Origin of the sequence: Vibrio harveyi NBRC 15634 = ATCC 14126 = KCTC 12724 (genome assembly GCF_001591145.1) — a bacterium.
GTDB classification, from domain to species: Bacteria; Pseudomonadota; Gammaproteobacteria; order Enterobacterales; family Vibrionaceae; genus Vibrio; species Vibrio harveyi.
In genome coordinates this window covers 1-23775 of the sequence record NZ_BCUF01000050.1, presented here as the reverse complement: position 1 = coordinate 23775, position 23775 = coordinate 1, and the positions used below count along the sequence as shown (strand labels likewise).

Below are 23775 nucleotides of genomic sequence, written 5' to 3'. Positions count from 1 at the left end.
AATTAGGTGACATCCCATGACACCAGAAGAACAACAACGCTCACGGCAAGGCGTCTTGCTTGCTATTGGCGCGTACACCATGTGGGGCATCGCACCCATTTACTTCAAATCGATTGCCGAAGTCTCACCACTTGAGATCTTAAGCCACCGAGTGATTTGGTCTTTCTTTTTGCTAGCCGCACTCCTCCATTTTGGTCGCCATTGGCGCTCGGTTCGCAACATCATTAAAAACAAAACCAAGATGATGTTTCTGGTTTCTACTGCCATTTTGGTCGGTGCAAACTGGTTGATCTTCATTTGGGCAGTGAACTCGAATCACATGCTCGATGCCAGCTTAGGTTATTACATTAACCCACTGATCAACGTCTTACTCGGGATGGTCTTCCTTGGCGAGCGTCTACGTAAGCTTCAGTGGTTCGCGGTTGTCCTTGCAGCTTGTGGCGTATTAGTTCAGCTGATCGTCTTTGGCTCGGTGCCTGTGGTCGCTATAGCGCTGGCAATGAGTTTCGGCTTTTACGGCTTGCTGCGTAAGAAAGTCAGTGTGGAAGCACAAACCGGACTATTCATTGAAACCTTGGTGATGTTACCTGCTGCAGCAATTTACTTGCTGTTTATTGCGAGTTCACCGACGTCCAACATGCTAGATAACCCAATGCAGCTGAATACCTTGTTGATTGCTGCAGGCGTGATCACTACCCTGCCACTACTGTGTTTTACTGGCGCAGCAACCCGCCTAAAACTATCGACGTTGGGCTTCTTCCAATACATAGGTCCGAGTTTGATGTTCTTGCTCGCGGTGCTGATTTACGGCGAACCGTTCACCAGCGATAAAGCCATTACCTTCGCCTTTATTTGGGGCGCCTTGGTGGTGTTTAGCTTTGATGGTCTGCGTAATAACCGCAAGTCACGCAAAGCGGCTCGTGCTGCCTGATCGTTTTTTACAAGACATTTAAGAAATTGATGGATAAGCTTGGTCATAATGTGACCAAGCTTTTTTTATTTAATGGAACATATTCAGTACTACGCAACCGACCATGACAACTTGAGCCTGATAGAGGCGAAATACCAGAAATTTGCTTTTCAAAGGCATTACCACCTGGATTTTCATCTCGGTCTGATCACGCATGGTGCGCAGAAGTTCCAATACCAAGGTAACAGCCACCAAGTTGGTCACGGGCAAATTGTGATAATGCCGCCAGATGAGCTGCACGACGGGCAATCTAAGCTCGAAAGTGGCTATGAAGTGAATGTATTTGCGATCGAACCTCACCTATTGAGCGATCTGGCTGATCTTAAGCAAAACGGTCAAATAATACACTTCAACGAGCTGATCATCTCGGATCCACAGATATTTTCACAACTTAGTAACTTACACGGACTGCTTCGTCATGAAAACCTCAGCCAACTCACCAAAGATTGCCTTCCTTTTGAAGGATTTAACCAGCTTTTTGATCGCTACGGATCGCTTGAGCGACAAAAAGTGGTGCCGCTAGGAAACCAATCGCTTGGGACGTTAAAAGATTATCTAATGGCAAACCTCGACCAAACAGTGCGTTTGGATTCACTTTCAGAGCTGTGCCAACTGAGCCCAACTCAGTTCCAGCGCCACTTTAAAGCGCAAACCGGCATGACGCCTTATGCATGGTTCGCACGCCTGCGCCTTGAACAAGGCATGAAGTTACTGCAATCAGGTCAATGTGGTACCGACGTCGCCCATCAAATCGGTTTCTACGATCAAGCGCATTTCAGCAAAGCGTTTAAGCAGACCTACGGCGTTTCCCCTTCTCAAGTGACTCGTTAATTTCATTTACCGAGAAAGCTGTCAGTTTTTTACAAGCGCCACAGATGACTTACCACGACAATAGCCGCATTGGTTATATTTGAGATGTGTTATGAATGAATCCACCATATTGCTGACGCTCGCCAGCATTCACTTTATTGCCCTAATGAGTCCCGGTCCCGACTTTGCGCTGGTCGTACAAAACGCGACACGTCATGGTCGTCAAACTGGCTTATACATTGCGTTGGGATTGTCTGTCGGTATTTTGCTGCACTCTTTGTTCAGCCTGACAGGCGTGAGTTATATCGTCCACCAGCACCCAGTGTTGTACTCCGTGGTGCAACTGCTCGGTGGTAGTTATCTGCTCTATTTAGGTATTGGTGCATTGCGCGCCGTGATCTCGATGATCAAAAACCCACAGGCGGATCAACCTAAGAAGCAAAACAACCTAGTGATCAGCAATAAGCGTCAGGCATTTGCTAAAGGATTTGCGACCAACATTCTTAACCCGAAAGCCTTGGTGTTCTTTATCAGTTTGATGTCGAGCTTAGTCCCTGCTGGTATGTCGATCACTGGCAAAGGTATTGCTTTAGTCATCTTGTTTGGCTTGTCGCTATTCTGGTTCTCTAGCCTTGCATGGATGCTATCGACGCAGCGCTTACAACGTAAATTGCAACAAGCAGGCATCTACATCGACGGTCTGTGTGGCGTGGTATTTACTCTCGTAGGCGGCAGCATTTTGTACCAAACCATCAGCACTTTTATCGGATAAGGTACTGATTTAAAAGCGTAGCACAATCGACATTTCTAAGATTGCTGACTCGACGTGACTCTTCATGACTGCCAAGCTGAAAGCACAAAACTGGCAACATGGAGAGTCATCATGCATTGGACGTTCAACCGACTCGTGACCACGGGTCTTTTTCTTACTTCCCCACTCGTCTTATCTACCTCAGCCTTTGCTAACCAAGCAGCAGATGCGGTTGCACCGGAGCAAAGTACTGGCTTCGAGCAAAAGCAATTGGTCAAAGCCAAAGATTATATGGTCACAGCAGCCAACCCACTTGCCACCCAAGCTGGGGCAGACGTTCTTGCTCAAGGCGGTAATGCTATTGATGCCATGGTTGCCGTACAACTGATGCTGGGCTTGGTAGAGCCGCAATCATCAGGTATTGGTGGCGGTGCCTTCTTAGTGTATTGGGACAGTGAGAAACAAAAACTGACTACGTATGATGGACGCGAAACCGCACCGCTCGCCGCGACGCCGAAACTCTTCCTAGATGACAAAGGACAACCTCTGCAATTTTACGATGCGGTTGTCGGTGGGCGTTCCGTTGCCACTCCTGGCACAGTGAAACTACTGTGGGACACGCACCAGAAATACGGCAAGTTGGAATGGAAGAAGATCATCCAGCCTGTGATTACCTTGGCTGAGCAAGGTTTCGAAGTAAGCCCTCGCCTCGCGAGTCTGATTGAGAAAGATGCCAAGCGCCTATCACGCTTCCCTGCGACTAAGGCTTACTTCTTTAATCCAGATGGCTCACCAAAAGCCGAAGGCACGTTGTTGAAGAACCCTGAATACGCGCAAACTCTGACGGCAATTGCAGAGCAAGGGGCAAAAGCTTTCTATCAAGGCGATATCGCCACAGACATCATCAAGACAGTACAAAATGCACCGGGAAATCCTGGCGTATTGGCACAACCTGACTTTGATGCGTTCCAAATCAAGCAACGTGAACCGGTTTGTGCGGCTTATCAGAGCTATGACATCTGCGGTATGGGACCACCTAGCTCCGGCGCATTGACGGTTGGACAGATTCTTGCGATCACCGAGCAATACGATCTGAAAGGATGGGGAGCCGAAAGCGCAAAATCATGGCAAGTGATCGCCGATGCATCTCGTCTTGCGTTCGCGGATCGCGGTAAATACATGGCTGACCAAGATTATGTGCCAATGCCAACCGAAGGCTTGCTTGATAAAGATTATCTCAAACAACGTGCTGAGCTTATCCAAGTCGGTAAAGCCTTGAGTAAGGTTGAAGCCGGCAATCCACCGTGGTCACACGCGATGAATTTAAGCATGGACCAATCAATCGAGCTGCCTTCCACCAGCCATTTCAATATCGTCGATAAGCAAGGCAATGTGGTTTCAATGACAACAACCATTGAAAACGCATTTGGCTCACGCTTGATGGTGCGCGGCTTCTTGCTCAACAACGAACTGACCGACTTCTCCTTCCGCACGCATCAAAATGGTGTGCCAATCGCGAACCGCTTAGAACCGGGTAAACGCCCACGCTCATCCATGGCACCAACCATTATGATGAAGGATGACAAACCTTACATGGCAATTGGCTCACCGGGTGGCAGCCGCATCATTGGTTACGTCGCACAAGCCATTATCGCCCACACGCAATGGGATATGGACATCCAAAGCGCGATTAATCAGCCACGATTACTGAACCGTTTTGGTACCTTAGATATTGAGCAAGGTACCGCTGCAGAAGGCTTACAGCCTGAGTTGGAAAAGATGGGTTTTAAAACTGATGTTCGTGATTTGAACTCTGGACTGCATGCGATACGTATAACAAAAGACGGTCTTGAGGGCGCAGCCGATCCAAGGCGTGAAGGTGCCGCTATCGGGCAGTAAGAGTCTTTCGCTCGACCCCTTGTGCGAGATCTCTCACAAAGGGTTGAGCAAACCTCTCTTTTTTAATGGTAAAACCGTACAACAAAGAGCATAAGTCATTGAATTTAATATTTATGTATCTTTTTTGAACGCTAAGAGAGTGAAAAAATGTGACATTAGCCCGTTGTTGGAAATCGTTAAACACGTAATATTAAACCTGTCGGAAGGATGCTGACACGGAACAGGAAACACCACGGACTTGGTGAACTTCAGGAAGAAGAAACGGTTATTCAGGATGAATAGTCGGGCATGGATTGCAAAATTGGACATTGAACGGAATCAATAGTGACTAGGATGGTTGCTACTAAGGACGGGAAATGGACACCTCTGGACGAGGCAAGGATTTGAACATCAGGATGATGTCAGGGACACCGCTCAGGGAACAAGTGATGAGAGCTAACGAGGATGGTTAGCAGACCAGGATAAGGTCATTAAGGACACCGCTAGGAAGGCGACGTAAGGATTAAGCTGACGGATTCAGCACACTATCATGGATTAGATGCATGGAGCACTCTTAGTAGCCGGATTGCTGCGAGTAAGACTATAACCCCGATGGGCGTAAGCCCTCGGGGTTTTTCTTTGCCTAAAATTTTTCTCAGCAGCTCTGCTGAAAACAGACATTAACCCACAACGCCCACCTTTCACTTCAAATGGCGTCGTTAAATCACGCTTTTGCACTCTATTTATCATTCCATTTTTTACTGCGTTAGCGACATGAAAACAGCACAAACAAAAAGAGCCACCGAAGCAGCTCTTAAGTTGATTAGTTTTGGTGAAGCCTTACAGTTTCTCTAGCCGTGCGTAAGCAGTCACCAACCATTTGATGCCCTCACCATTAAAGGCAATCTGTACGCGGCTCTGTGGACCACTGCCTTCGAAGTTGATGATGGTGCCTTCACCAAACTTAGGATGCATCACACGAGAACCTAGCGTAAAGCCGGTTTCATTGAAGCTTTCTTTCACCGCCGTTTGGCTAAATCGACCACTACTTGCAGGGCGGCTAACTTGCGCCTTCATGCGTACTTCGTCTAAACAAGTTTCTGGCAGTTCACGGATAAAGCGAGACGGTTTATGGTACTTATCCTGACCGTACAAGCGGCGCATTTCAGCATAAGTGATGTACAGTTTCTGCATCGCACGGGTCATGCCTACGTAACACAGACGACGCTCTTCTTCTAAACGCCCTGCTTCTTCTGCCGACATTTGGCTTGGGAACATGCCTTCTTCCACACCGACCATAAACACCAATGGGAACTCTAGACCTTTCGCACTGTGCAATGTCATTAGCTGAACCGCATCTTCAAACTCGTCCGCTTGTCCTTCGCCCGCTTCTAATGCTGCATGGGTTAGGAATGCCGTCAGCAGTGACATGTCTTCGGCTTCTTCTGGTTTCTCGAATTGGCGAGTTGCAGTCACCAATTCCTCCAAGTTCTCAATACGCGCCTTAGACTTTTCGCCCTTCTCTTGCTCGTACATCGCGAACAAGCCCGAGTATTTGATCACATGGTCAGTTTGGTGATGCAGCGGCATCTCGATGGTGTCGTCTTCTAGTGCTGTGACAAGCTCGATAAAACGGCTCAGAGCACCAGCAGCACGACCAGCAAGCACCTTCTCATCCAACATCGCCACACTCGCTTCCCACATGGTGCAACCACGGTCACGAGCCGCAAAACGGATGGTTTCAAGCGTCTTATCACCCAAACCACGCGTTGGCGTATTCACCACACGTTCAAATGCCGCATCATCATTACGGTTGGCAATCAGACGCATGTAGCTCAAGGCATCTTTGATTTCCTGACGTTCGAAGAATCGCATGCCGCCGTAGATACGGTAAGGCAGACCAGCTTGGATTAATGCTTCTTCAAGTACACGCGACTGGGCGTTGTTACGATAAAGCATTGCAGCATCATTCAGAGCTCCGCCCTTGTCTTGCCACTCTTTGATTTTGTTTACCGCAAAACGGGCTTCATCCAATTCGTTGTAAGCGCTGTATACCGAGATAGGCTCACCGACAACGCCATCAGTCCAAAGCTCTTTACCCATACGCTCGGTGTTATTCGCGATCAGAGCGTTCGACGCTTCCAGAATGGTCTTGGTTGAACGGTAGTTTTGCTCAAGACGAATGGTATTCACGCTTGGGAATTCCAACGTAAATTTCTCAATGTTCTCGACTTTTGCACCACGCCAGCCGTAAATCGACTGGTCGTCATCACCTACAATCATAACGTGACACTCAGGACCCGCCATCATACGTAGCCAAGCGTATTGGATGTTGTTGGTATCTTGGAACTCGTCCACCAAGATGTGCTTAAAGCGTGCTTGGTAGTGTTCACGAACGAACTTGTTATCACGCAGTAGCTCATGTGCGCGCAGCAAGATTTCCGCAAAATCGACTAAACCAGCACGATCACACGCTTCTTGGTAAGCGGTGTATAGCTGCAGATATGTCTTGGTCACTGGATCATGGTACGTATCAATGTGCGACGGGCGCAGACCTTCGTCTTTCTTACCGTTAATCCACCATGCCACTTGGCGTGCTGGCCACTGCTTCTCATCGAGGTTTTGCGCTTTGATCAAACGCTTTAGCAAACGCTGTTGGTCGTCACTGTCGATGATTTGGAAATCTTCCGGTAGCTTGGCATCAAGATAGTGCGCACGCAGAATACGGTGACAAATGCCGTGGAAAGTACCATTCCACATACCGCCTGCACTGCCCATCATTAGCTCTTCGATACGTCCACGCATCTCTGCCGCCGCCTTATTGGTAAAGGTTACCGACATGATTGAGAACGGAGATGATTGCTCGACCGACATCAACCAAGCGATACGGTGAACAAGAACGCGTGTCTTACCACTCCCTGCACCAGCAAGGACGAGCAAGTTTTCTAGAGGTGCTGCAACGGCTTCACGTTGTTTGTCGTTCAAACCGTCGAGTAATAGAGATGGATCCATCATGATGAGAGCTACTGGTTATTTATACATAAAAATAGATTATAACCTAAACAACCTCGTCAGATTAGACAAAAATTCATAAAAAATTCGTTGTTTTTTTACTCTACACATCAATAAGTTATATAAATCCCATTCTTTAAAACCATTTGTTTCGAAAATTTTTCTGAAAGTTTTTTAGCCAGTTTCCTATCTTTTAAGTTAAGCAAGTTGATAACAAAAACGCCAAAACAGGCGATTCATCTTGCCAACTTAAAGTAAAGGAAATCATTCAGAGGAATTTATTATGAAAAAGTCGAATCTAGCTGTTACTGCTGCTGTTACTGGTCTTCTAGCTCTTGGTGGCACAATGCTAACTGCAGCTCCAGCTGTCGCTGCTGATAAGGAGAAGTGCTACGGCGTTTCTAAAGCAGGTAAAAACGACTGTGCAACGAAAAGCAGCTCATGCGCTGGTACTTCTAAAGAAGATAACCAAAAAGACGCATTCGTAGTCGTACCAAAAGGTCTATGTGACAAACTCGTTGGCGGTAGCACTTCTTCTTCATAATCTTTTATCGCTAGCTACTGCAAGGATGCGTTGACGCTCAACCAGCGCATCCTTCTCTTCCCGCCCGCTTTGAAAAGGAGTTTCACGTGAAACACCACACCTTCCACGACCTTGTTGGAGTTGGATTAAGAACCCCTCACCTCGATTACTTTAGCCAAAACAAACCCGAGTTATCTTGGTTAGAAATCCACAGTGAAAACTATTTTCAACCCAACGCTGCTGAGCGCAATCAATTACAAGCATTGCGCGAGCAGTATCAAATTAGCTGCCATGGCATTGGTCTGTCACTAGGTTCGGTGGAACGTGTGAATCAAAAGCACCTTGCTCAACTTAAAGCGCTGATTGACTCAATCGACCCGATTCTTGTTTCTGACCATTTGAGTTGGAGTGAAAACGGCGGTCACTACTTTAATGACCTGCTTCCACTTCCGTACACGGAAGAAGCGCTCAAAGTGTTCACTCGTAACGTGAATGAAGTGCAGGATTATTTGCAACGCGAGATCTTGATAGAGAACCCATCTAGTTATGTGAAGTTTCAACATTCGACCATCAGCGAATGGGAGTTTCTTACCGAAGTGCAAAAGCGCACTGACTGTCGTTTATTGCTCGATTTAAACAATGTTTATGTCTCGGCGTTCAACCACGGTTTTGATTGCGACACATACCTAGATGCAATTCCAGCCGACAAAGTGGATGAGATTCACTTGGCAGGTTTTACCATCAAACAACTCGACAAAGGTGAGATATGGATCGATACCCATAGCCGCCCAGTTAGTGATGAAGTTTGGCAGCTGTTCGCACAGTGGACAAAGAAACACGGTCCACGTCATGCGTTGATTGAATGGGATTTGGATATCCCCGCGCCAGAAGTCTTGCTCGGAGAAGCGCAGAAAGCATCCCGACTGCTGTTGCAAGGCACACTTCCAAGTGAACAAAGCGAACCAAGGAAGGCATCATGAATCTAGCCACCTTACAAAGCCAGTTTGCGAAAGCCCTACACTATCAAGCACTCGGTGAAGATTGCGATATTGCCAGTGATGAGTTTACCGCTGATGAACGCATGCAGATTTACCGCAATAACTTTATCGTAAGCTTAAGCGAAGTGTTGTCCGCTACCTACCCAATGGTTGAAGCGCTACTTGGTGAAGAATGCTTTGAACAGATGGCTCGCCAGCACGTTCTCACTTATCCATTGGAAGAGGGAAATGTGGTGCATTATGGCGAAGGCTTTCAAGACACCATCATGCAATTCAGTCAGGTGATCGCACAAGCACCTTACAGCCCTGAAGTCGCACGCTTCGAGTGGCATATCGACCTAGCTCGTCAAGCACTGTATGAACAATCCAATGCGGCAGCATTAAAACCGCTTGCGTTGCTTGGCGAAGTAAGTGAAGAGCAACAACCCGCTTTGGTTTTGCTCCTCAAACAAGGCTGCCGCAGCTTTGACTCCAGTTACGCAGTATTTGATTTGTTCAGCGCGATTCAAACTGGGCAATTCGAACAACTTAATATCAACCAATTACAGCAAGGTGTCATCTCGATTCAAGCCAATGGAGAAGCCTTGTGTCACGCACTCGATGCCGATGTGTTCCAACTGCTGCAATGTTTAGAGCAGAAACAGAGTTTGAGCGAAATACCTGAAGTTTTACTCGCTCATCTCAATAGCATCATGGCACTCGATCTCGTTGACGGCTTTACATTGAAATCAATCTAAGGAGCACTCTATGACGGATACGGTTAAAAACTTAGTGAATCGGTACGACGATTTAATCAGCACCCTACAAGCTGGCTTTGTCCCTTTACTACTTCTCTTTTGTCGCTTGTGGGTTGCATGGGTATTCTTCAATTCAGGGCTAATCAAACTCTCGTCTTGGGATAGCACACTGTATTTATTTGAGTTGGAATACCAAGTGCCAATACTGCCATGGGAATTGGCGGCTTACTTAGGTACGGCTGCAGAATTGGTTCTACCTGTGTTCTTGGCACTAGGATTGATTACCCGCCCGATGGCTGCGATTCTGTTTGTGTTCAACATCATCGCCGTGGTCTCTTACCCGCTATTGTGGGAAAAAGGTTTCTATGATCACCAACTTTGGGGGTTGATGATCCTAGTTGTGATTGTTTGGGGACCAGGACCATTATCCCTCGACCACATACTGAAGAAGAAAATCACTCACTAAAAAAATCCCCGCATGATGCGGGGATTTTTTTATTATTTATTTAAGTAAGCCAGTAGCTCTTCAGGTGAGATACCCTGCTTCGCGAGATCTTTTGCCATCTGCTCTACTTGCTCGCCTTTACGTGACTCAATCACTTGCTGAAATTGGTACACGATATCGCGTAGGACTGGCACTGGAACTTGTTTTGCCGCGCTACGAATGCGCTCAGAGCTTTGGTTACCTAATTCGTTAAGCAACTTACCAAACATCACCTTTTCTGGTGACTCTTCCATTTGCTCTAGGATACGAGCCATTTCATACGTGGTTAACGACATTACTTTATGAGTTCCGTTATGGTGTCGAGAAAAGTTTGAACGACAAATATACACGCGTTAAGTACATTGGAAAATACTAAATTACCGAGTTTTACGCATTCGCCAATTTCGCATGCCAGTTCTTACCAGCTTTGCTAAACAGAATCACTAATGCTGGAAGCAATACCCACATATGAATCGCAATCAGAGTTTGTGGATCCAGTGATAAACGCTGTAGCGTACCCACCAACAAACCAGAGCCACTCATTTGGAACAAACCAAGTAGTGCAGCCGCAGTACCCGCTTTATCACCGAACGGTTCCAACGCTTTACCTGCTGCTGCGCCAAGAATCCAAGCAAAGCCGACCGATGAGATAAAGATTGGTAGCATGAAAGACAGTGCCGTGTGGTGCTCTTTCATCACCATCATGATCACGCCAGCAATTGCCAGTAAGCAGATACCAACAACCAGTGAATTGTGTGTGCCCCAGCGATCCATGAACTTAGGCGCAAGCATACAAGCAGCAATGTTGAACGCCGCATTCAGACCAAACCAGAAGGTGAATTCATTCATCGATAGTCCCATGCCTGTCATCAACACTACAGGTGCAGACGTTACATAAGCAAGAATGACCGCCATCGCCATCAAACACAGTGAAGCGTGGAAGATGAATGATGGTGTGCTCAAGACTGCCCAGTAGCGGCTCAGTTTAAATACCGCCTGCTTTTCTGTTGCAGGGTTGGTTTCCTTCATTCCAAAGAACATCATCGCTCCTGCAATTACAGCGAAACCCGCCATAAAGCTGAAGTTTGCACGCCAATCAAATTGTTGGGTTAACCAACTACCAAGAATCGGTGCTAATGCTGGGATAAAGCAGATCGCACCGTTAAGGTAGCTGATCATTTTGCCGCTTTTTTCCGGACCAAAGATATCGCGAACTGTTGCAAAGGCTGCTACAGATGTTGCACAAGCACCTAAGCCTTGTAGCAAGCGAGCCGCCAACATCCACTCAATATTTTGAGCACTCCACGCCAATAAAGCGCTCAATGCGTAGATGGTGATGCCTCCCAATGCAACAGTTCGACGTCCGAGTTTATCTGCCAAGGGACCAGCGAATAGCTGACCAACGCCCATAGCAAATAGGAACCAAGTGATGGTGTCTTGTGCCAATGCATTTTCTACCTGAAAAGTGGACGCGATAAGAGGCAAAGCAGGTAGATAGATATCAATCGCAAGCGGACTGAACAGAACTAACATGGTCAACAGCGCCATCTGTTTTTTGCTATTTGTAATATGGCTAGACACAAAACACTCCAAATTGAACAAGAACTTTTGAGCAAAGCTTAATCATCTGATGATATGAATGGAAATGATGTATACTCATTACCATTATTCCAATGAGGAAAATCACTGTGAACGTAGAGAAACTGGCACGCATCGACCTCAATTTGCTGGTCTGTTTTAAAGTACTGATTGAAGAGTTGAATGTCACCCGAGCCGCCCACCGACTGTGCTTGAGTCAGTCTGCCGTGAGCAAATCCTTAGCGAAATTACGTACCCAATTTGATGATCCCCTATTCACTCGAAACTCACACGGATTGACGCCAACACCGCGCGCATTGTTCCTTAAACCGAAACTGGATCTGTTGATAAACCAACTTGAGGTGCTGACTCAACCCGAAGAGTTCTCGCCACAGAGCAGTGAGTACCGTTTTCAAATCGCAGCGGTAGAGAGTGTCTACCCGCTCATTCTGCCCCACTTCTTGCCAGCAATATTCCAACAAGCACCAGGCGTGACCATCAGCACCCACTCTTGGTCGGAGCAAACGTTCAAGATGATTCAACGCGGTGAAATCGATTTAGGCATGACAGGTCGAGATATCGACATCAACGATGCCAAGCTGACTATGCTGCCGCCAGATGACATTTGTGAACAGGAAATCTATCGCGACCACCAAATGTGTATCGTACGTAAAGACCACCCGGCTTTGCGTGGTAACTGGAACTTAGAAGCTTACCTAGCCCTGCGCCATGTTCAGGTGCGTTGTGATGGCAACGACCGTTGGTTGCTCGACTATCGTTTAGCCGACATTGGTCGCGAACGTGACATCGCAGTCACCGTCCCGGACTTTAACAGTGCTGCCAGTTTGTGTTCTTACACTGATTTTGTGTTTACCGCGCCAAGCCACTTTGTGAAGCTGGCAGCCAAACAACATGACATGGCATTGCTGCCTCTGCCACTCGAATTCCCACCAATGGCTTACACTTTGTTCTGGCACCGAGACAGAGAAAATGACCCAGCTTTAACTTGGCTACGTACCATGATCACGCAAAAAACCGATCATCTTAGATAAAAATCCCGGACGCGATTTGCGCTCTTACGGTAAAATGAGTAGCTTAACAGTCGATAGTCCTTTTTGGCTCATCTATGGTCTGTTGTACTCCGACTCTATTGAAGTGATTGCGAACCTCAATGGAATCGTAAACTGCATGAAGCAGATGGAAACAGCTCCCACACCTGAGCATGAAGGAGCGGTAATTTGAAGGAATAACACAGATGCACAACGATACCCAAAGCCGCGTGAATGCAATTCGCGAATGGCTAGCACAACATAATATTGATGCCCTACTTGTCCCACATGAAGACGAGTACTTGGGCGAATACGTACCAGCGCACAACGAGCGTTTACACTGGCTAACTGGTTTTACCGGTTCTGCTGGTGCTGCGGTAATCACCAAAGACAAAGCCGCTATCTTTGTTGATGGTCGCTACACGGTACAAGTCACTAAGCAGGTTCCTGCTGATCTATTCGAATACCGTCACCTGATTGAAGAGCCTGCACTAGATTGGATTAAAGACCATCTTGCAAATGGCGCATCTGTGGCAATCGACCCTCGCATGCACAACTCTGCTTGGTTAGACATGGCACAAGCAAAACTTGCAGGTGCACTTGAGCTTAAGATTCTCGACAGCAACCCAATTGATGAGCTGTGGCACGACCGCCCTGCTCCTGTAGTTTCTGATGTTCGCCTAATGGCAACAGAAGCGGTTGGTCAATCAAGTGAAAGCAAACGCCAAGAAATCGCAGAGCTCGTGAAAAAAGCCGGCGCAGACAGCGCAGTGATCACAGCACTTGATTCTATCTGTTGGCTGCTCAACGTTCGTGGTCTAGATGTATCACGTCTTCCGGTTCTGCTTTCTCATGCGATTCTGCATTCAGATTCAAGTGTGGAATACTTCCTAGATCCAGCTCGTCTACCTGCTGAGTTTGACGCTCATGTTGGTTCTGGCGTAACAGTTCATCACCCAGAAGCATTGCAAGCACGACTAGAAACTCTAACTGGCAAGAATGTACTGGTTGACCCTGCGACAAGTAACGCATGGTTTAAATTGGTTCTACAAAATGCTGGCGCATCTGTGGTAAGTAAAGCTGATCCATGCCTAATGCCAAAAGCGGCGAAGAACGCAGTTGAAATCGCAGGTATGAAAGCATGTCATATCCGTGATGGCGTGGCGATGAGCAAGTTTCTATCTTGGTTAGATGCTGAAGTTGTTGCTGGTAACCTGCATGATGAAGCGACGCTGGCAGACAAACTGGAAGCGTTCCGTAGCGAAGACCCGACACTTATGGATCTTAGCTTCGATACCATTTCAGCTGCGGGCGGCAACGCGGCGATGTGTCACTACAACCACGAGAACCAACCTGAACCTGGCAAGCTAGAACTGAACACGCTTTACCTAGTGGATTCAGGCGGTCAGTACCTAGATGGCACAACAGACATCACGCGTACAATTGCGATCGGTCAGCCTTCACAAGAAATGATTAAACAATTCACTCTTGCGCTAAAAGGTCACATCGGTGTTGCACGTGCACGTTTCCCGAAAGGCACTCGTGGTTACCAAATCGATACGCTAGCTCGTCAGCACCTATGGGCGGAAGGCTACGATTACGATCATGGTACTGGTCACGGTGTTGGTCACTTCCTAAGTGTTCATGAAGGTCCAGCGAGCATTTCGAAGAAGCAAATCGATGTGCCTCTAACAGAAGGTATGGTGCTATCCAACGAGCCAGGCTACTACCGTGCAGATGCATTTGGTATCCGTATTGAAAACCTAGAGCTTGTTGTTGAAACACCAACTAACGGTGACTTCCCTGTTCTGTCATTTGAGTCGCTAACACGCTGCCCAATCGACAAGCGCAACATCAACGTTGATATGCTAACTCGTCCAGAACTTGCTTGGCTGAATGATTACCATCAGAAAGTATGGGATGAGATCAGCCCGCTGGTTGAAGGTGATGTGAAAGAGTGGCTTCGTCAAGCAACGCTACCAGTAGCACACAGCTAGAAGCTAGAAAAAGTAGAGGGTTGATGTTTTACATCAACCCTCTTTTTTTGCTTATGTTTCACGTGAAACATAACGATGACCAGTGGCTTTCTTTGCTACTTAACCAGAATACGCCGAGTGCCAATCTCGCCATACTGGGTCAAATCCTTTCGCTCGAATCATATCTTCCACAGAACCCGCGCTTCGCTCATCGCTGATCTCAAACTGCTCGAGTTCAACATCATCCATCGCATAACCACCCGGCTGAGTTTTCGATGCCGCAGACATACTGGTAATACCTAACGGCAATGCATTGTCTCTGAACTTCGGTGATTCACGAGTCGATAATGACAACTCCACTTCTGGATTCAACAAACGATAAGCGCAAATCAGCTGAACAAGTTGCTTATCCGTCATGACTGATTTGGGTTGGAGCGCACCCTCACAAGGACGCAAACGCGGGAAAGAAATCGAGTAACGAGTCTGCCAATACGTGCGCTCAAGATAGTCCAAGTGCGCTGCCACATAAAAACAGTCGGTACGCCACTCTTCCAACCCTATCAATGCGCCAATACCGATCTTATCGATGCCCGCTTTTGCAAGACGATCGGGTGTATCCAATCGGTATTCGAAATCCATCTTATTACCACGCAAATGGTGCTCGGCGTAAGTCGAAGGATGATACGTTTCTTGATAGACCATCACCGCATCTAAACCCAATGTCTTGAGCTCTGCGTATTCGTCTTGATCTAGTGGCTGTACTTCCATCGCCAAATAGTTAAAACGTTGCTTAATCATCGGCACCATTTCGCGAAAGTATTTCATCCCCACTTTGGTTTCGTGTTCGCCAGTCACCAGCAATACGCTATCAAACTTCATGCGTTTAATGGCTTCAACTTCTGCAGCCACTTCGTCCCTATTCAAAGTACGACGCTTGATTCTGTTCTCCATAGAGAAGCCACAATAAGTACAAGCATTGGCGCACAAGTTAGAAAGGTACAGTGGAATGTAAAGCGACATGGTATTACCAAAACGCTTGCGAGTTGCCGAGTATGACAGCTGCGCTATTTGCTCTAAGTACGCTTCAGCCGCTGGTGAAATTAGCGCTTTAAAGTCTTCCAAATCACGCTTGGGTTTATTCAATGCTCGCTCGACATCTTGTGCCGTTTTCGCGTAGATCGACATCGAGATGTCATCCCAATTAAGCAGCTTAAATTGTTCAACGAAGCTCATGTTTTCCTCGCTTAATAGCTAAACCAATCTAGGACTAAAGCTCATCTAGGAATGACGTCAGTGGACTCGACGCAACCGCATGAGAAACCTTACCAGCAAGTCCGGCTTCATAAGCCATACGCCCCGACTCTACCGCCAACTTAAATGCCTTCGCCATCGCAACGGGATCGCTCGAAGCTGCAATCGCAGTATTGACGAGCACGGCATCCGCGCCCATTTCCATCGCACGCGCGGCATGTGAAGGTGCGCCAATACCCGCATCGACAACCACAGGAACATTAGCTTGGTCGATAATGATTTCTAGGAAATCGTGAGAAACTATCCCTTTGTTAGAACCGATCGGCGCACCTAATGGCATGACCGCAGCACAGCCTACGTCTTCCAATCGTTTACACAGAACCGGGTCAGCATGACAGTAAGGAAGGACAATGAAGCCCTCACGAACCAGTTCCTCAGCGGCAGAAAGTGTCTCAATTGGATCAGGCATCAAGTACTTCGGGTCTGGGTGAATTTCAAGTTTTAGCCAGTTTGTACCTAACGCTTCTCTCGCTAATTGTGCTGCAAACACAGCATCTTTAGCATTCTTTGCACCTGAGGTGTTCGGCAATAAGTTCACACCCGCTTGTACTAGCGGCAGCAAAATATCGTCTTGTTGGTCGTTCACATCCACACGCTTCAACGCCATAGTCGCAAGTTGAGAACCCGATACTTGAATCGCTTCTGCCATTAATCGGCTGTTGGCAAACTTCCCTGTTCCTGTGAACAGTCTAGATTCGAATTGTTTATCACCAATTTTAAGCATCGACTTTAACCCCCTGCGATCGCTTGAAACAAAGAGATGCTATCTCCTTGTGAAAGAACTGTGCTAGCCCACTCACTGCGCGGCACAACATTGTTATTAATTGCAAAAACACAGCCCATTTCAGGCAGCGTAAATTGACTAATGATTTGCTGTAGATTCGACTTACTGGCGACTTGATGTGACTGGTCATTGATGACAATAGTGATCATATCTAAGTCAGCAGCGGTCATTTGTGTCGCTTGTTGTTCTGATAACGTCATTGCTTCCAACTCTCTTAATTCTGTCCATTACTCGTAAACTAAATCTGAGCACACACTTGGCACTGTTTGTCTTTGCTTATCGCCATGGTTTGCCATTGCATTTTCAATCCATCAAACAGATGTAACTTAGCAGTCTCAACATGAAACTTTCCCGTCGCCAGTTTTTGAATTGCCGCTATCGCTTGGTAGTTGCCAAGTGTGCCCACCACCGGACCGACGACACCGCTGTCACTGCACTTTTGCGTTTGCGGTAATTCGTCGAACGGATACAAACAGCGGTAACAGGCTTTACTCTCTGCTTCTTGTTCAATCTGCGTTTGATAATCAAAGACAGCGAATTGCCCTTGCCAACCAATTGCCGCCGCCGAGATGAGCGGCGTGTTTTGCTCGAAACAAACTTGGTTAATGAGCTGGCGCGTCGGCATGTTATCGGTGCAGTCGAGCACCACATCCGCTAGCATCACTTCAAGCTGCAGCTGTGCTTTGTCTAATCGCTTATTGAGAGCACGAATTTGAATCATAGAATTAAGGTCAGTCAGTTGCTTTACAGTCGCTTTTGTTTTCGCAACGTGGATGTCTTGCTCACGATAAATGATCTGACGTTGTAGGTTACTGCTATCAACTTCATCGTCATCGACCACAACCAATTTACCAACACCCGCTGATGCCAAGTACAAACTCGCAGCACTTCCTAACCCACCACAACCGATGATCAGCACATGCGATTTACTCAATCGCTCTTGCCCAACTTCGGCAATTTCTGGCAGAGCGACTTGACGTTGATAGCGAAGGAACTGCTTATCCGTGAGCATGCTCGCCTCTCTTGCTATACGCCAACTCACTATTCTGCTCAGTAAACGTTAGTTGTCTTTCCTTCATCAGTTGTGCAAAAAACTCGATAACGGACTGAGGTGATTCTGCCAACGTAATAGCACGCACAACCGCCAAACTAGAAACACCCGTTTGCCAAACTTGGTCTGCATTAGATTGATCAATGCCACCAATTGCGACCGTCGGAAAGCCAAGCACACAGTCACTACCTGCTTTGTCTTTTGCAGGTCTGAAAGCAGCCTCTGTATTTGTATAAGGAATGCTATCAATCAGCTTTTGATACAGAGCCAAGCGCACCAAACCTTGTGGTTTCGATGGCATCTGTTTTGTGGTGGTTGGGAAAATATGCCCTAGTGCGATGTAGCTAGGATGAATTTGTACGATGCGCAGTAGTTCGTAATAACCATGCGTAGAAAGACCAAGACGAATGCCGGCTTTAGTTATCTGAACCAAATTCGATTCTTCTATGTCTTCTTGTCCTAGGTGAACACCATAAGCGCCATGCTTGATTGCCAACTGCCAATAGTCATTGATGAACACTTGTGCTTGATACTGACGACCTAGCTCAATTGCTCGAATGATCTGTTGTTCTAAATCGGCTTGTTGTGGGTTCTTGATTCGCAGTTGAATAGTGTTGATGCCTAAAGGCAGTAAACGCTCAATCCAAGCAACATCATCAACGACTGGGTAGAGCCCTAGACTTTGCTTAGTTAGAGTTGGAAAGCTAACGCTCTCGCCTTGTGCAGACCAACCAACTTGAATCCCTAGTCGGTTATCCTCCAATACAGGTGTGGGGAAATCATCAAATTGGTCAGCCCACTGAGTAGATCTTCCCTCGTCAAGGTTGTCATTCAACAGTGTTTCACGTGAAACATTCGCTTGTTGAGTTAGCATTCCTCGAGCAAGTGTTAACGCATCTTCGATAGGAAAATCGAGTACTGTCAGCGTTACAATCCAAGCAAGGTGATGTCCGGGAGCGAACATTGCGTTGAATTTGGACTTAACGGAAAGCGCTCTCACTTCGTTGTTAATTGGGTGACGCCAGATATCAAGCTGAATCACTTTCTCCTTTTCAACGGAAACCTGCGTATCAGCAATACCAATATAAATCGCTTTCGACGGTTGCTTAGCACACGCTTCTACCGATAAAGCAGAGCGGTAATAGAGCACAAATGAACACTCTGACTCAGAGTCATAATCATCAATAAGATCAGTCGTTATATGTGTAATCTGTTGGTCGCGAACAAGCTGAATAGATTGAGTTGGGCTCACACCCAACTCAATGTCTTCGATGCTAAAACCCTGTTCTTTCGCCAACAACAAACATTGTTGAACTAAACCTGTTAGTTCAATCAATGATGACGGAATAAGGATTTTGCTCATTAGTCACTTACCTCGGCATGTGCTGCTGGGTGGTATAGCTCGGAACCTGACTCTCTAAATTCTTGCGATTTCTGGCGCATCCCCTCAAGTGGATCATCGAGCATTTTGATCGAGATAGCTTGGTCCGCAGCAACTTGCTCAGTGTCTTTCGCGTACTCTCGTACCTCTTGCGAAATCTTCATCGAGCAGAACTTTGGTCCGCACATCGAACAGAAGTGAGCAACTTTTCCAGACTCTTGAGGCAAGGTTTCATCATGGAAAGCGCGCGCTGTATCTGGGTCGAGTGATAAGTTGAATTGGTCTTCCCAGCGGAACTCGAAGCGAGCTTTAGAAAGCGCGTTATCGCGAACTTGAGCACCAGGGTGCCCTTTCGCTAAATCAGCAGCATGAGCAGCAAGCTTGTAAGTAATCATGCCTACCTTCACGTCTTCTTTGTTTGGTAAGCCAAGGTGTTCTTTAGGAGTTACATAACAAAGCATCGCACAGCCATACCAGCCAATCATGGCAGCGCCAATGCCTGACGTAATATGGTCGTAACCAGGAGCGACGTCTGTAGTCAGTGGACCAAGGGTGTAGAAAGGAGCTTCATGGCAGTGCTCTAACTGCTCTTCCATGTTCTCTTTGATCATATGCATTGGAACATGACCAGGACCTTCGATAATCACCTGTACGTCGTATTCCCACGCAATCTTGGTTAACTCACCAAGGGTACGAAGCTCTGCAAATTGCGCTTCATCGTTAGCATCTGCAACCGAACCAGGACGCAGACCATCACCGAGAGATAGTGCGACATCGTACTTAGCACAGATTTCACAGATCTCTCGGAAGTGGGTATATAAGAAGCTTTCTTGGTGATGCGCTAAACACCATTTCGCGATGATAGAACCACCACGAGAAACGATGCCAGTAACGCGTTTTGCTGTCATTGGCACATAGCGAAGTAGTAAGCCGGCATGGATAGTAAAATAGTCAACGCCCTGCTCTGCTTGCTCAATCAGAGTATCGCGCATCACTTCCCAGTTAAGGTTTTCAGCAACACCATTCACTTTCTCAAGCGCTTGGTACATTGGTACGGTACCAATCGGAACCGGACTGTTACGTAGAATCCACTCGCGAGTTTCGTGAATATTACGTCCAGTAGAAAGGTCCATAACGGTATCCCCACCCCAGCGCGTCGCCCACACGAGCTTCTCTACTTCTTCCTCAATCGAAGAAGTGACCGATGAGTTACCAATGTTGGCGTTCACTTTGACCAAAAAGTTACGTCCAATGATCATTGGTTCGGATTCTGGGTGGTTGATATTAGAAGGGATAATCGCTCGACCTTCGGCGACTTCTTTACGCACAAACTCGGCGGTAATGTCTTTTGGAAGATTCGCTCCGAAGCTTTGACCCGGATGTTGTTGATTCAGCACTTCATCGCGGTATTGAGCACGCCCCATGTTTTCACGTAGGGCGATATATTCCATTTCTGGGGTGATAATGCCTTTGCGAGCATAGTGCAATTGAGTCACGCACTGCCCATCTTTGGCACGTCGAATACGTGGTAGATTTCCGTAACGAAGCTCGTCTAGCGTTTCGTCTTCTAAGCGCTCTTTGGTGTACACCGAGCTTACTTCATCAAGTAGCTCAGTATCAGCGCGCTCTTCAATCCACTCTTCTCTCAGCTTAGGTAAACCGTTGTAGAGGTCTATGGAGTGATTTGGGTCTGTGTATACACCCGAGGTATCGTAAACGCGTACTGGCTCATTAGGCTCGAAAATAGGCGCTTCTTTTGTACCTCCAATAAGGCTATCAGCGAGTGATATTTCACGCATTGGCACACGAATATCGGGACGTGAACCCTCTACGTAGACTTTGCTTGAATTAGGGTACGGTTGTACCGAGAGTGTATCAATGAACTGTTTTGCTTCCAGTCTCGCTTGCTTGCGACTCGACATAGCATTTTTCCTTGCTTTGTTATGCTTAGATAAAAAGTATTGGGATAAAAATGCTTGGCGGATAGATGCGACAAGAGGAATCGAATTAAGGACAGATTGAGCGAGTGCTCTTCGTCTATAACAACATTCGACTATTTGATAGGTCAACCAGATAAAACTCTGGTGTAGGTATCTTCTCTTGTTCCCTTCGCAGATTCTAATCTGATCAGGTTCAACGGATCCCGAATTAACGGTCTCAGCCTTATGGCACTCCGACAAGTGAAATCAGTATATAAAAACGGCTTGGTTAAACCAAGCCGACCTGATTAATATTTGAGTGTTTTTGCTAGCTACGCATCAATAATTGGAAACCAACCCACGCAGCTGAAATGCTTAACACGACATTCAGTAGTACGTTCAATCCCATCTTAAAGAAGGCGCCCTGCTGCATAAGCAACACGTTATCCATCGAGAAAGTAGAGAATGTGGTTAATGCGCCCAAAAAGCCAAGACCGATGATTTGACGCCATGGGTCAGTGACCATCAACTCAGTTTCAAACGCAGCAATCAGTAGACCCATAATAAATGAGCCAACCACGTTCACGGTTAAGGTACCGTACGGAAAGCCACGACCGAGTAGCATCACACAAAGTTCAGAAATTAAGTAACGAGAACATGCACCAAATGCACCACCCAATGCAATAAAACCCAAAACGGATAGTTGTCCCATAATTCCCCCAGAAAAGTTAATGGCGACATTGTAATCAAATTTACGGCAATAGTGATTATACAATCTTAGAATTCAACAAAGTATAGCGCTTAAAACTTATCAAGATTTAAAAAGTTACAGGAGTCACTTTACTTCAATATAACCCATCAGCCCCGTCTTCATGTGTTCGATCACATGACAATGGTACATCCAACGTCCTGGGTTATCCGCAACAAATGCCGCTTTCGCACTTCCGTTTTTTCCAAGCAAGACCGTATCGGTATGAAACGGTTCATCGAGTTTTTTGCCATCTAACTCAAGAACAGTAAATGTGTGTCCATGAAGGTGAATAGGATGATGATATTGGGTGACGTTCTTAAGGTTGAAAATATAGGTTTTTCCGAGCTCCAATGTTGAAAGCGGTGCTGGAATATTATCTTTACTCATTCCCTCCCAAGCTCGTTTATTCATCAGCCAAAACTTAGGTATCGCTTTGCCCGATTTATCGGCAGGAGTGACCGCCCCCTCCCATTCAAACACATAATCAATTTGTTCCGCATTTTCCAAATCAAGATCTGGCACAGGGTTGAGAGGCAATAAAGGCAGTTTCTGATTACCCGGCAGGTCAGACTCAACAATATCAAACTCACACAAAGAAAATGGGAAACGTCCTTTCATTTGACGCACATAAACACGTTCTCCAGCCTTCGGAGCAATCAATCCAACATCTAACCTCATTCCTGGACCAATTTTGTGCTGAGTGAGCTTATAAGGCGTTTTAACAGGATTACCATCTATAGCAATAACCCAAGCCTCTGCGCCTACTATAGCGATCGGGTAAGTAATGGTGTTATCGACATTAGCAATTCTTAGTCGCGTGGTTGCATTCTGCTTCAGCGTATAAACAGGTTCATGCACACCATTGACGCTACTCCACTCTCCGGGAGTCCCCATACGAGCACTCAAGCGCGGTACCATAAGGTTCTTCCACTGACCTTGTTTGTCTAAATGCCAATGCTTGAGGACGACTTCGTGCTCTTCATCAAACTGAACAGGCTCTGCCTCTTCAACGACAATTAGCCCGACTAAGCCCATACCAAGTTGCTTAACGCTATTCATATGTGGGTGATACCAAAATGTGCCCGCATCTGGTGGTGTAAATTCATAAACGAATGTTTCACCTGGCATGATAGGCGGCTGGCTCAAGAAAGGAACACCATCCATTTCAATAGGGATTCGCAAGCCATGCCAGTGGATTGTAGTCGGCTCTGAAAGCTTGTTAGTAAACCGAATAATAACTTTCTCGCCTTGGCGACAACGAATCGTAGGCGCTGGAATCGAGTCATTAAATGCAAGTACATCCGTGGTAAACCCTGGTACCAATTCAGCAGTAGAAGGCTCTGCAGTGATGTCGTATATACGCTGACCCTGTTTATTAGCGCTCTCGGATAGAGAACATGCAGGCATAACGGTAAGCGCAGAGATCGCTAAGGAAGATTGAAGAAAGCGTCGACGAGATATATCCATGTATTTAGTCACTCATTATTCCAATTGATGTGAGTGTAACTAAATATTAATAATGATTCTCAGTTATCTTTTAAAGATGTGCAGTCATAATGCTTAGATTCAGAGATTATAAATGAAGATCTATATTTAATGGTCACTAACAAGATAGTAAGCACCTACACACATATAGTAAACAAGTAAAAGAGTTCAGTTTAAGAAGAAGGGAGCTTAATGGTAAATAAGGCTAGAGCGAGTAGGAAATTGAAGGCTCTAGAAACGACGAAAACCACTCCGAGAGCAGGTTTTCCAAATAAATGACTTGCATGCAATTGAACTCGCACACGAGTGGGACTCGTTGGTCGTAGA

21 protein-coding genes and 1 riboswitch are annotated in these 23775 nt (G+C 46.5%); of the genes, 10 read left to right on the top strand and 11 right to left on the bottom strand.

Annotated elements, in window-relative coordinates; genetic code table 11:
- Nucleotides 1-16 precede the first annotated feature (16 nt).
- The 4 genes from rarD (at nucleotide 17) to ggt (ending at nucleotide 4430) form a co-directional block, all read left to right on the top strand.
- Nucleotides 17-931, top strand: coding sequence for an EamA family transporter RarD (gene rarD / locus VHA02S_RS20705; RefSeq protein WP_038899113.1), 915 nt, complete (start codon nucleotides 17-19; stop codon nucleotides 929-931).
- A 72-nt stretch (nucleotides 932-1003) separates the two neighbouring features.
- Nucleotides 1004-1801, top strand: a complete 798-nt coding sequence (locus VHA02S_RS20700; RefSeq protein ID WP_038899114.1) for an AraC family transcriptional regulator — start codon at nucleotides 1004-1006, stop codon at nucleotides 1799-1801.
- 91 nt (nucleotides 1802-1892) lie between these two features.
- Nucleotides 1893-2552: a LysE family translocator gene (locus tag VHA02S_RS20695; protein WP_029789267.1), complete on the top strand. Its 660-nt coding sequence runs from the start codon at nucleotides 1893-1895 to the stop codon at nucleotides 2550-2552.
- A 111-nt stretch (nucleotides 2553-2663) separates the two neighbouring features.
- Nucleotides 2664-4430: a gamma-glutamyltransferase gene (gene ggt / locus VHA02S_RS20690; protein ID WP_038899115.1), complete on the top strand. Its 1767-nt coding sequence runs from the start codon at nucleotides 2664-2666 to the stop codon at nucleotides 4428-4430.
- Between the two features lie 819 nt (nucleotides 4431-5249).
- Here ggt and uvrD read toward each other — a convergent pair.
- Nucleotides 5250-7424, bottom strand: coding sequence for a DNA helicase II (gene uvrD, locus VHA02S_RS20685; protein WP_038899116.1), 2175 nt, complete (start codon nucleotides 7422-7424; stop codon nucleotides 5250-5252).
- A 280-nt stretch (nucleotides 7425-7704) separates the two neighbouring features.
- Between uvrD and VHA02S_RS20680 the strand changes: the two genes are divergently transcribed.
- The 4 genes from VHA02S_RS20680 to VHA02S_RS20665 all read left to right on the top strand — a co-directional run bounded on the left by VHA02S_RS20680 (nucleotide 7705) and on the right by VHA02S_RS20665 (nucleotide 10145).
- The gene (locus VHA02S_RS20680) at nucleotides 7705-7965 is read left to right on the top strand and encodes a BufA1 family periplasmic bufferin-type metallophore (protein ID WP_005451246.1); all 261 of its coding nucleotides are present in this window, start codon (nucleotides 7705-7707) and stop codon (nucleotides 7963-7965) included.
- An 86-nt stretch (nucleotides 7966-8051) separates the two neighbouring features.
- Complete coding sequence (bufB, locus tag VHA02S_RS20675) at nucleotides 8052-8924, top strand: MNIO family bufferin maturase (protein ID WP_009703117.1); 873 nt, start codon at nucleotides 8052-8054, stop codon at nucleotides 8922-8924.
- Nucleotides 8921-9679 carry an HvfC/BufC N-terminal domain-containing protein gene (locus tag VHA02S_RS20670; RefSeq protein ID WP_038899117.1) on the top strand — a complete coding sequence of 253 codons (759 nt, stop codon included), beginning with the start codon at nucleotides 8921-8923 and terminating at the stop codon, nucleotides 9677-9679. The genes bufB and VHA02S_RS20670 overlap by 4 nt, the downstream gene beginning before the upstream one ends.
- A gap of 10 nt (nucleotides 9680-9689) precedes the next feature.
- Complete coding sequence (locus tag VHA02S_RS20665) at nucleotides 9690-10145, top strand: DoxX family protein (RefSeq protein WP_009696777.1); 456 nt, start codon at nucleotides 9690-9692, stop codon at nucleotides 10143-10145.
- Nucleotides 10146-10177: 32 nt separating this feature from the next.
- Here the strand turns inward: VHA02S_RS20665 and tsrA are convergent, their stop codons facing one another.
- Together tsrA and VHA02S_RS20655 are read right to left on the bottom strand one after the other, a co-directional pair.
- A complete protein-coding gene (tsrA, locus tag VHA02S_RS20660; RefSeq protein ID WP_005447240.1) occupies nucleotides 10178-10459 on the bottom strand; it encodes an H-NS-like global regulator TsrA in 282 nt (93 codons plus the stop codon).
- Nucleotides 10460-10550: 91 nt separating this feature from the next.
- Nucleotides 10551-11744, bottom strand: coding sequence for a multidrug effflux MFS transporter (locus VHA02S_RS20655; protein ID WP_009696776.1), 1194 nt, complete (start codon nucleotides 11742-11744; stop codon nucleotides 10551-10553).
- Between the two features lie 107 nt (nucleotides 11745-11851).
- Between VHA02S_RS20655 and VHA02S_RS20650 the strand changes: the two genes are divergently transcribed.
- Both VHA02S_RS20650 and VHA02S_RS20645 read left to right on the top strand, forming a co-directional pair.
- Complete coding sequence (locus VHA02S_RS20650; protein ID WP_005447244.1) at nucleotides 11852-12793, top strand: LysR substrate-binding domain-containing protein; 942 nt, start codon at nucleotides 11852-11854, stop codon at nucleotides 12791-12793.
- A 203-nt stretch (nucleotides 12794-12996) separates the two neighbouring features.
- A complete protein-coding gene (locus tag VHA02S_RS20645) occupies nucleotides 12997-14787 on the top strand; it encodes an aminopeptidase P family protein (protein ID WP_038899118.1) in 1791 nt (596 codons plus the stop codon).
- 99 nt (nucleotides 14788-14886) lie between these two features.
- Here VHA02S_RS20645 and thiH read toward each other — a convergent pair whose 3' ends face one another.
- From thiH to VHA02S_RS20605, 8 genes are all read right to left on the bottom strand, one after another.
- Nucleotides 14887-15999, bottom strand: coding sequence for a 2-iminoacetate synthase ThiH (thiH, locus tag VHA02S_RS20640; protein WP_038899119.1), 1113 nt, complete (start codon nucleotides 15997-15999; stop codon nucleotides 14887-14889).
- Nucleotides 16000-16033: 34 nt separating this feature from the next.
- Nucleotides 16034-16801 carry a thiazole synthase gene (locus VHA02S_RS20635; RefSeq protein WP_038899120.1) on the bottom strand — a complete coding sequence of 256 codons (768 nt, stop codon included), beginning with the start codon at nucleotides 16799-16801 and terminating at the stop codon, nucleotides 16034-16036.
- A 5-nt stretch (nucleotides 16802-16806) separates the two neighbouring features.
- Entirely contained in the window at nucleotides 16807-17061 is a 255-nt protein-coding gene (gene thiS / locus VHA02S_RS20630) for a sulfur carrier protein ThiS (protein ID WP_009696772.1), read from the bottom strand.
- Nucleotides 17062-17099: 38 nt separating this feature from the next.
- On the bottom strand, nucleotides 17100-17873 hold the full coding sequence (locus VHA02S_RS20625; protein ID WP_038899121.1) for a HesA/MoeB/ThiF family protein: 774 nt from the start codon (nucleotides 17871-17873) through the stop codon (nucleotides 17100-17102).
- The gene (locus VHA02S_RS20620) at nucleotides 17860-19275 is read right to left on the bottom strand and encodes a thiamine phosphate synthase (RefSeq protein ID WP_038899122.1); all 1416 of its coding nucleotides are present in this window, start codon (nucleotides 19273-19275) and stop codon (nucleotides 17860-17862) included. Before VHA02S_RS20620 ends, VHA02S_RS20625 begins: the two co-directional genes overlap by 14 nt.
- Complete coding sequence (gene thiC, locus VHA02S_RS20615; RefSeq protein WP_038899123.1) at nucleotides 19275-21215, bottom strand: phosphomethylpyrimidine synthase ThiC; 1941 nt, start codon at nucleotides 21213-21215, stop codon at nucleotides 19275-19277. Before thiC ends, VHA02S_RS20620 begins: the two co-directional genes overlap by 1 nt.
- A gap of 165 nt (nucleotides 21216-21380) precedes the next feature.
- A riboswitch (TPP riboswitch) is annotated at nucleotides 21381-21479 on the bottom strand.
- Between the two features lie 61 nt (nucleotides 21480-21540).
- Complete coding sequence (crcB, locus tag VHA02S_RS20610) at nucleotides 21541-21924, bottom strand: fluoride efflux transporter CrcB (protein WP_038899124.1); 384 nt, start codon at nucleotides 21922-21924, stop codon at nucleotides 21541-21543.
- Nucleotides 21925-22047: 123 nt separating this feature from the next.
- The gene (locus VHA02S_RS20605) at nucleotides 22048-23430 is read right to left on the bottom strand and encodes a multicopper oxidase family protein (protein WP_038899125.1); all 1383 of its coding nucleotides are present in this window, start codon (nucleotides 23428-23430) and stop codon (nucleotides 22048-22050) included.
- Nucleotides 23431-23775 lie beyond the last annotated feature (345 nt).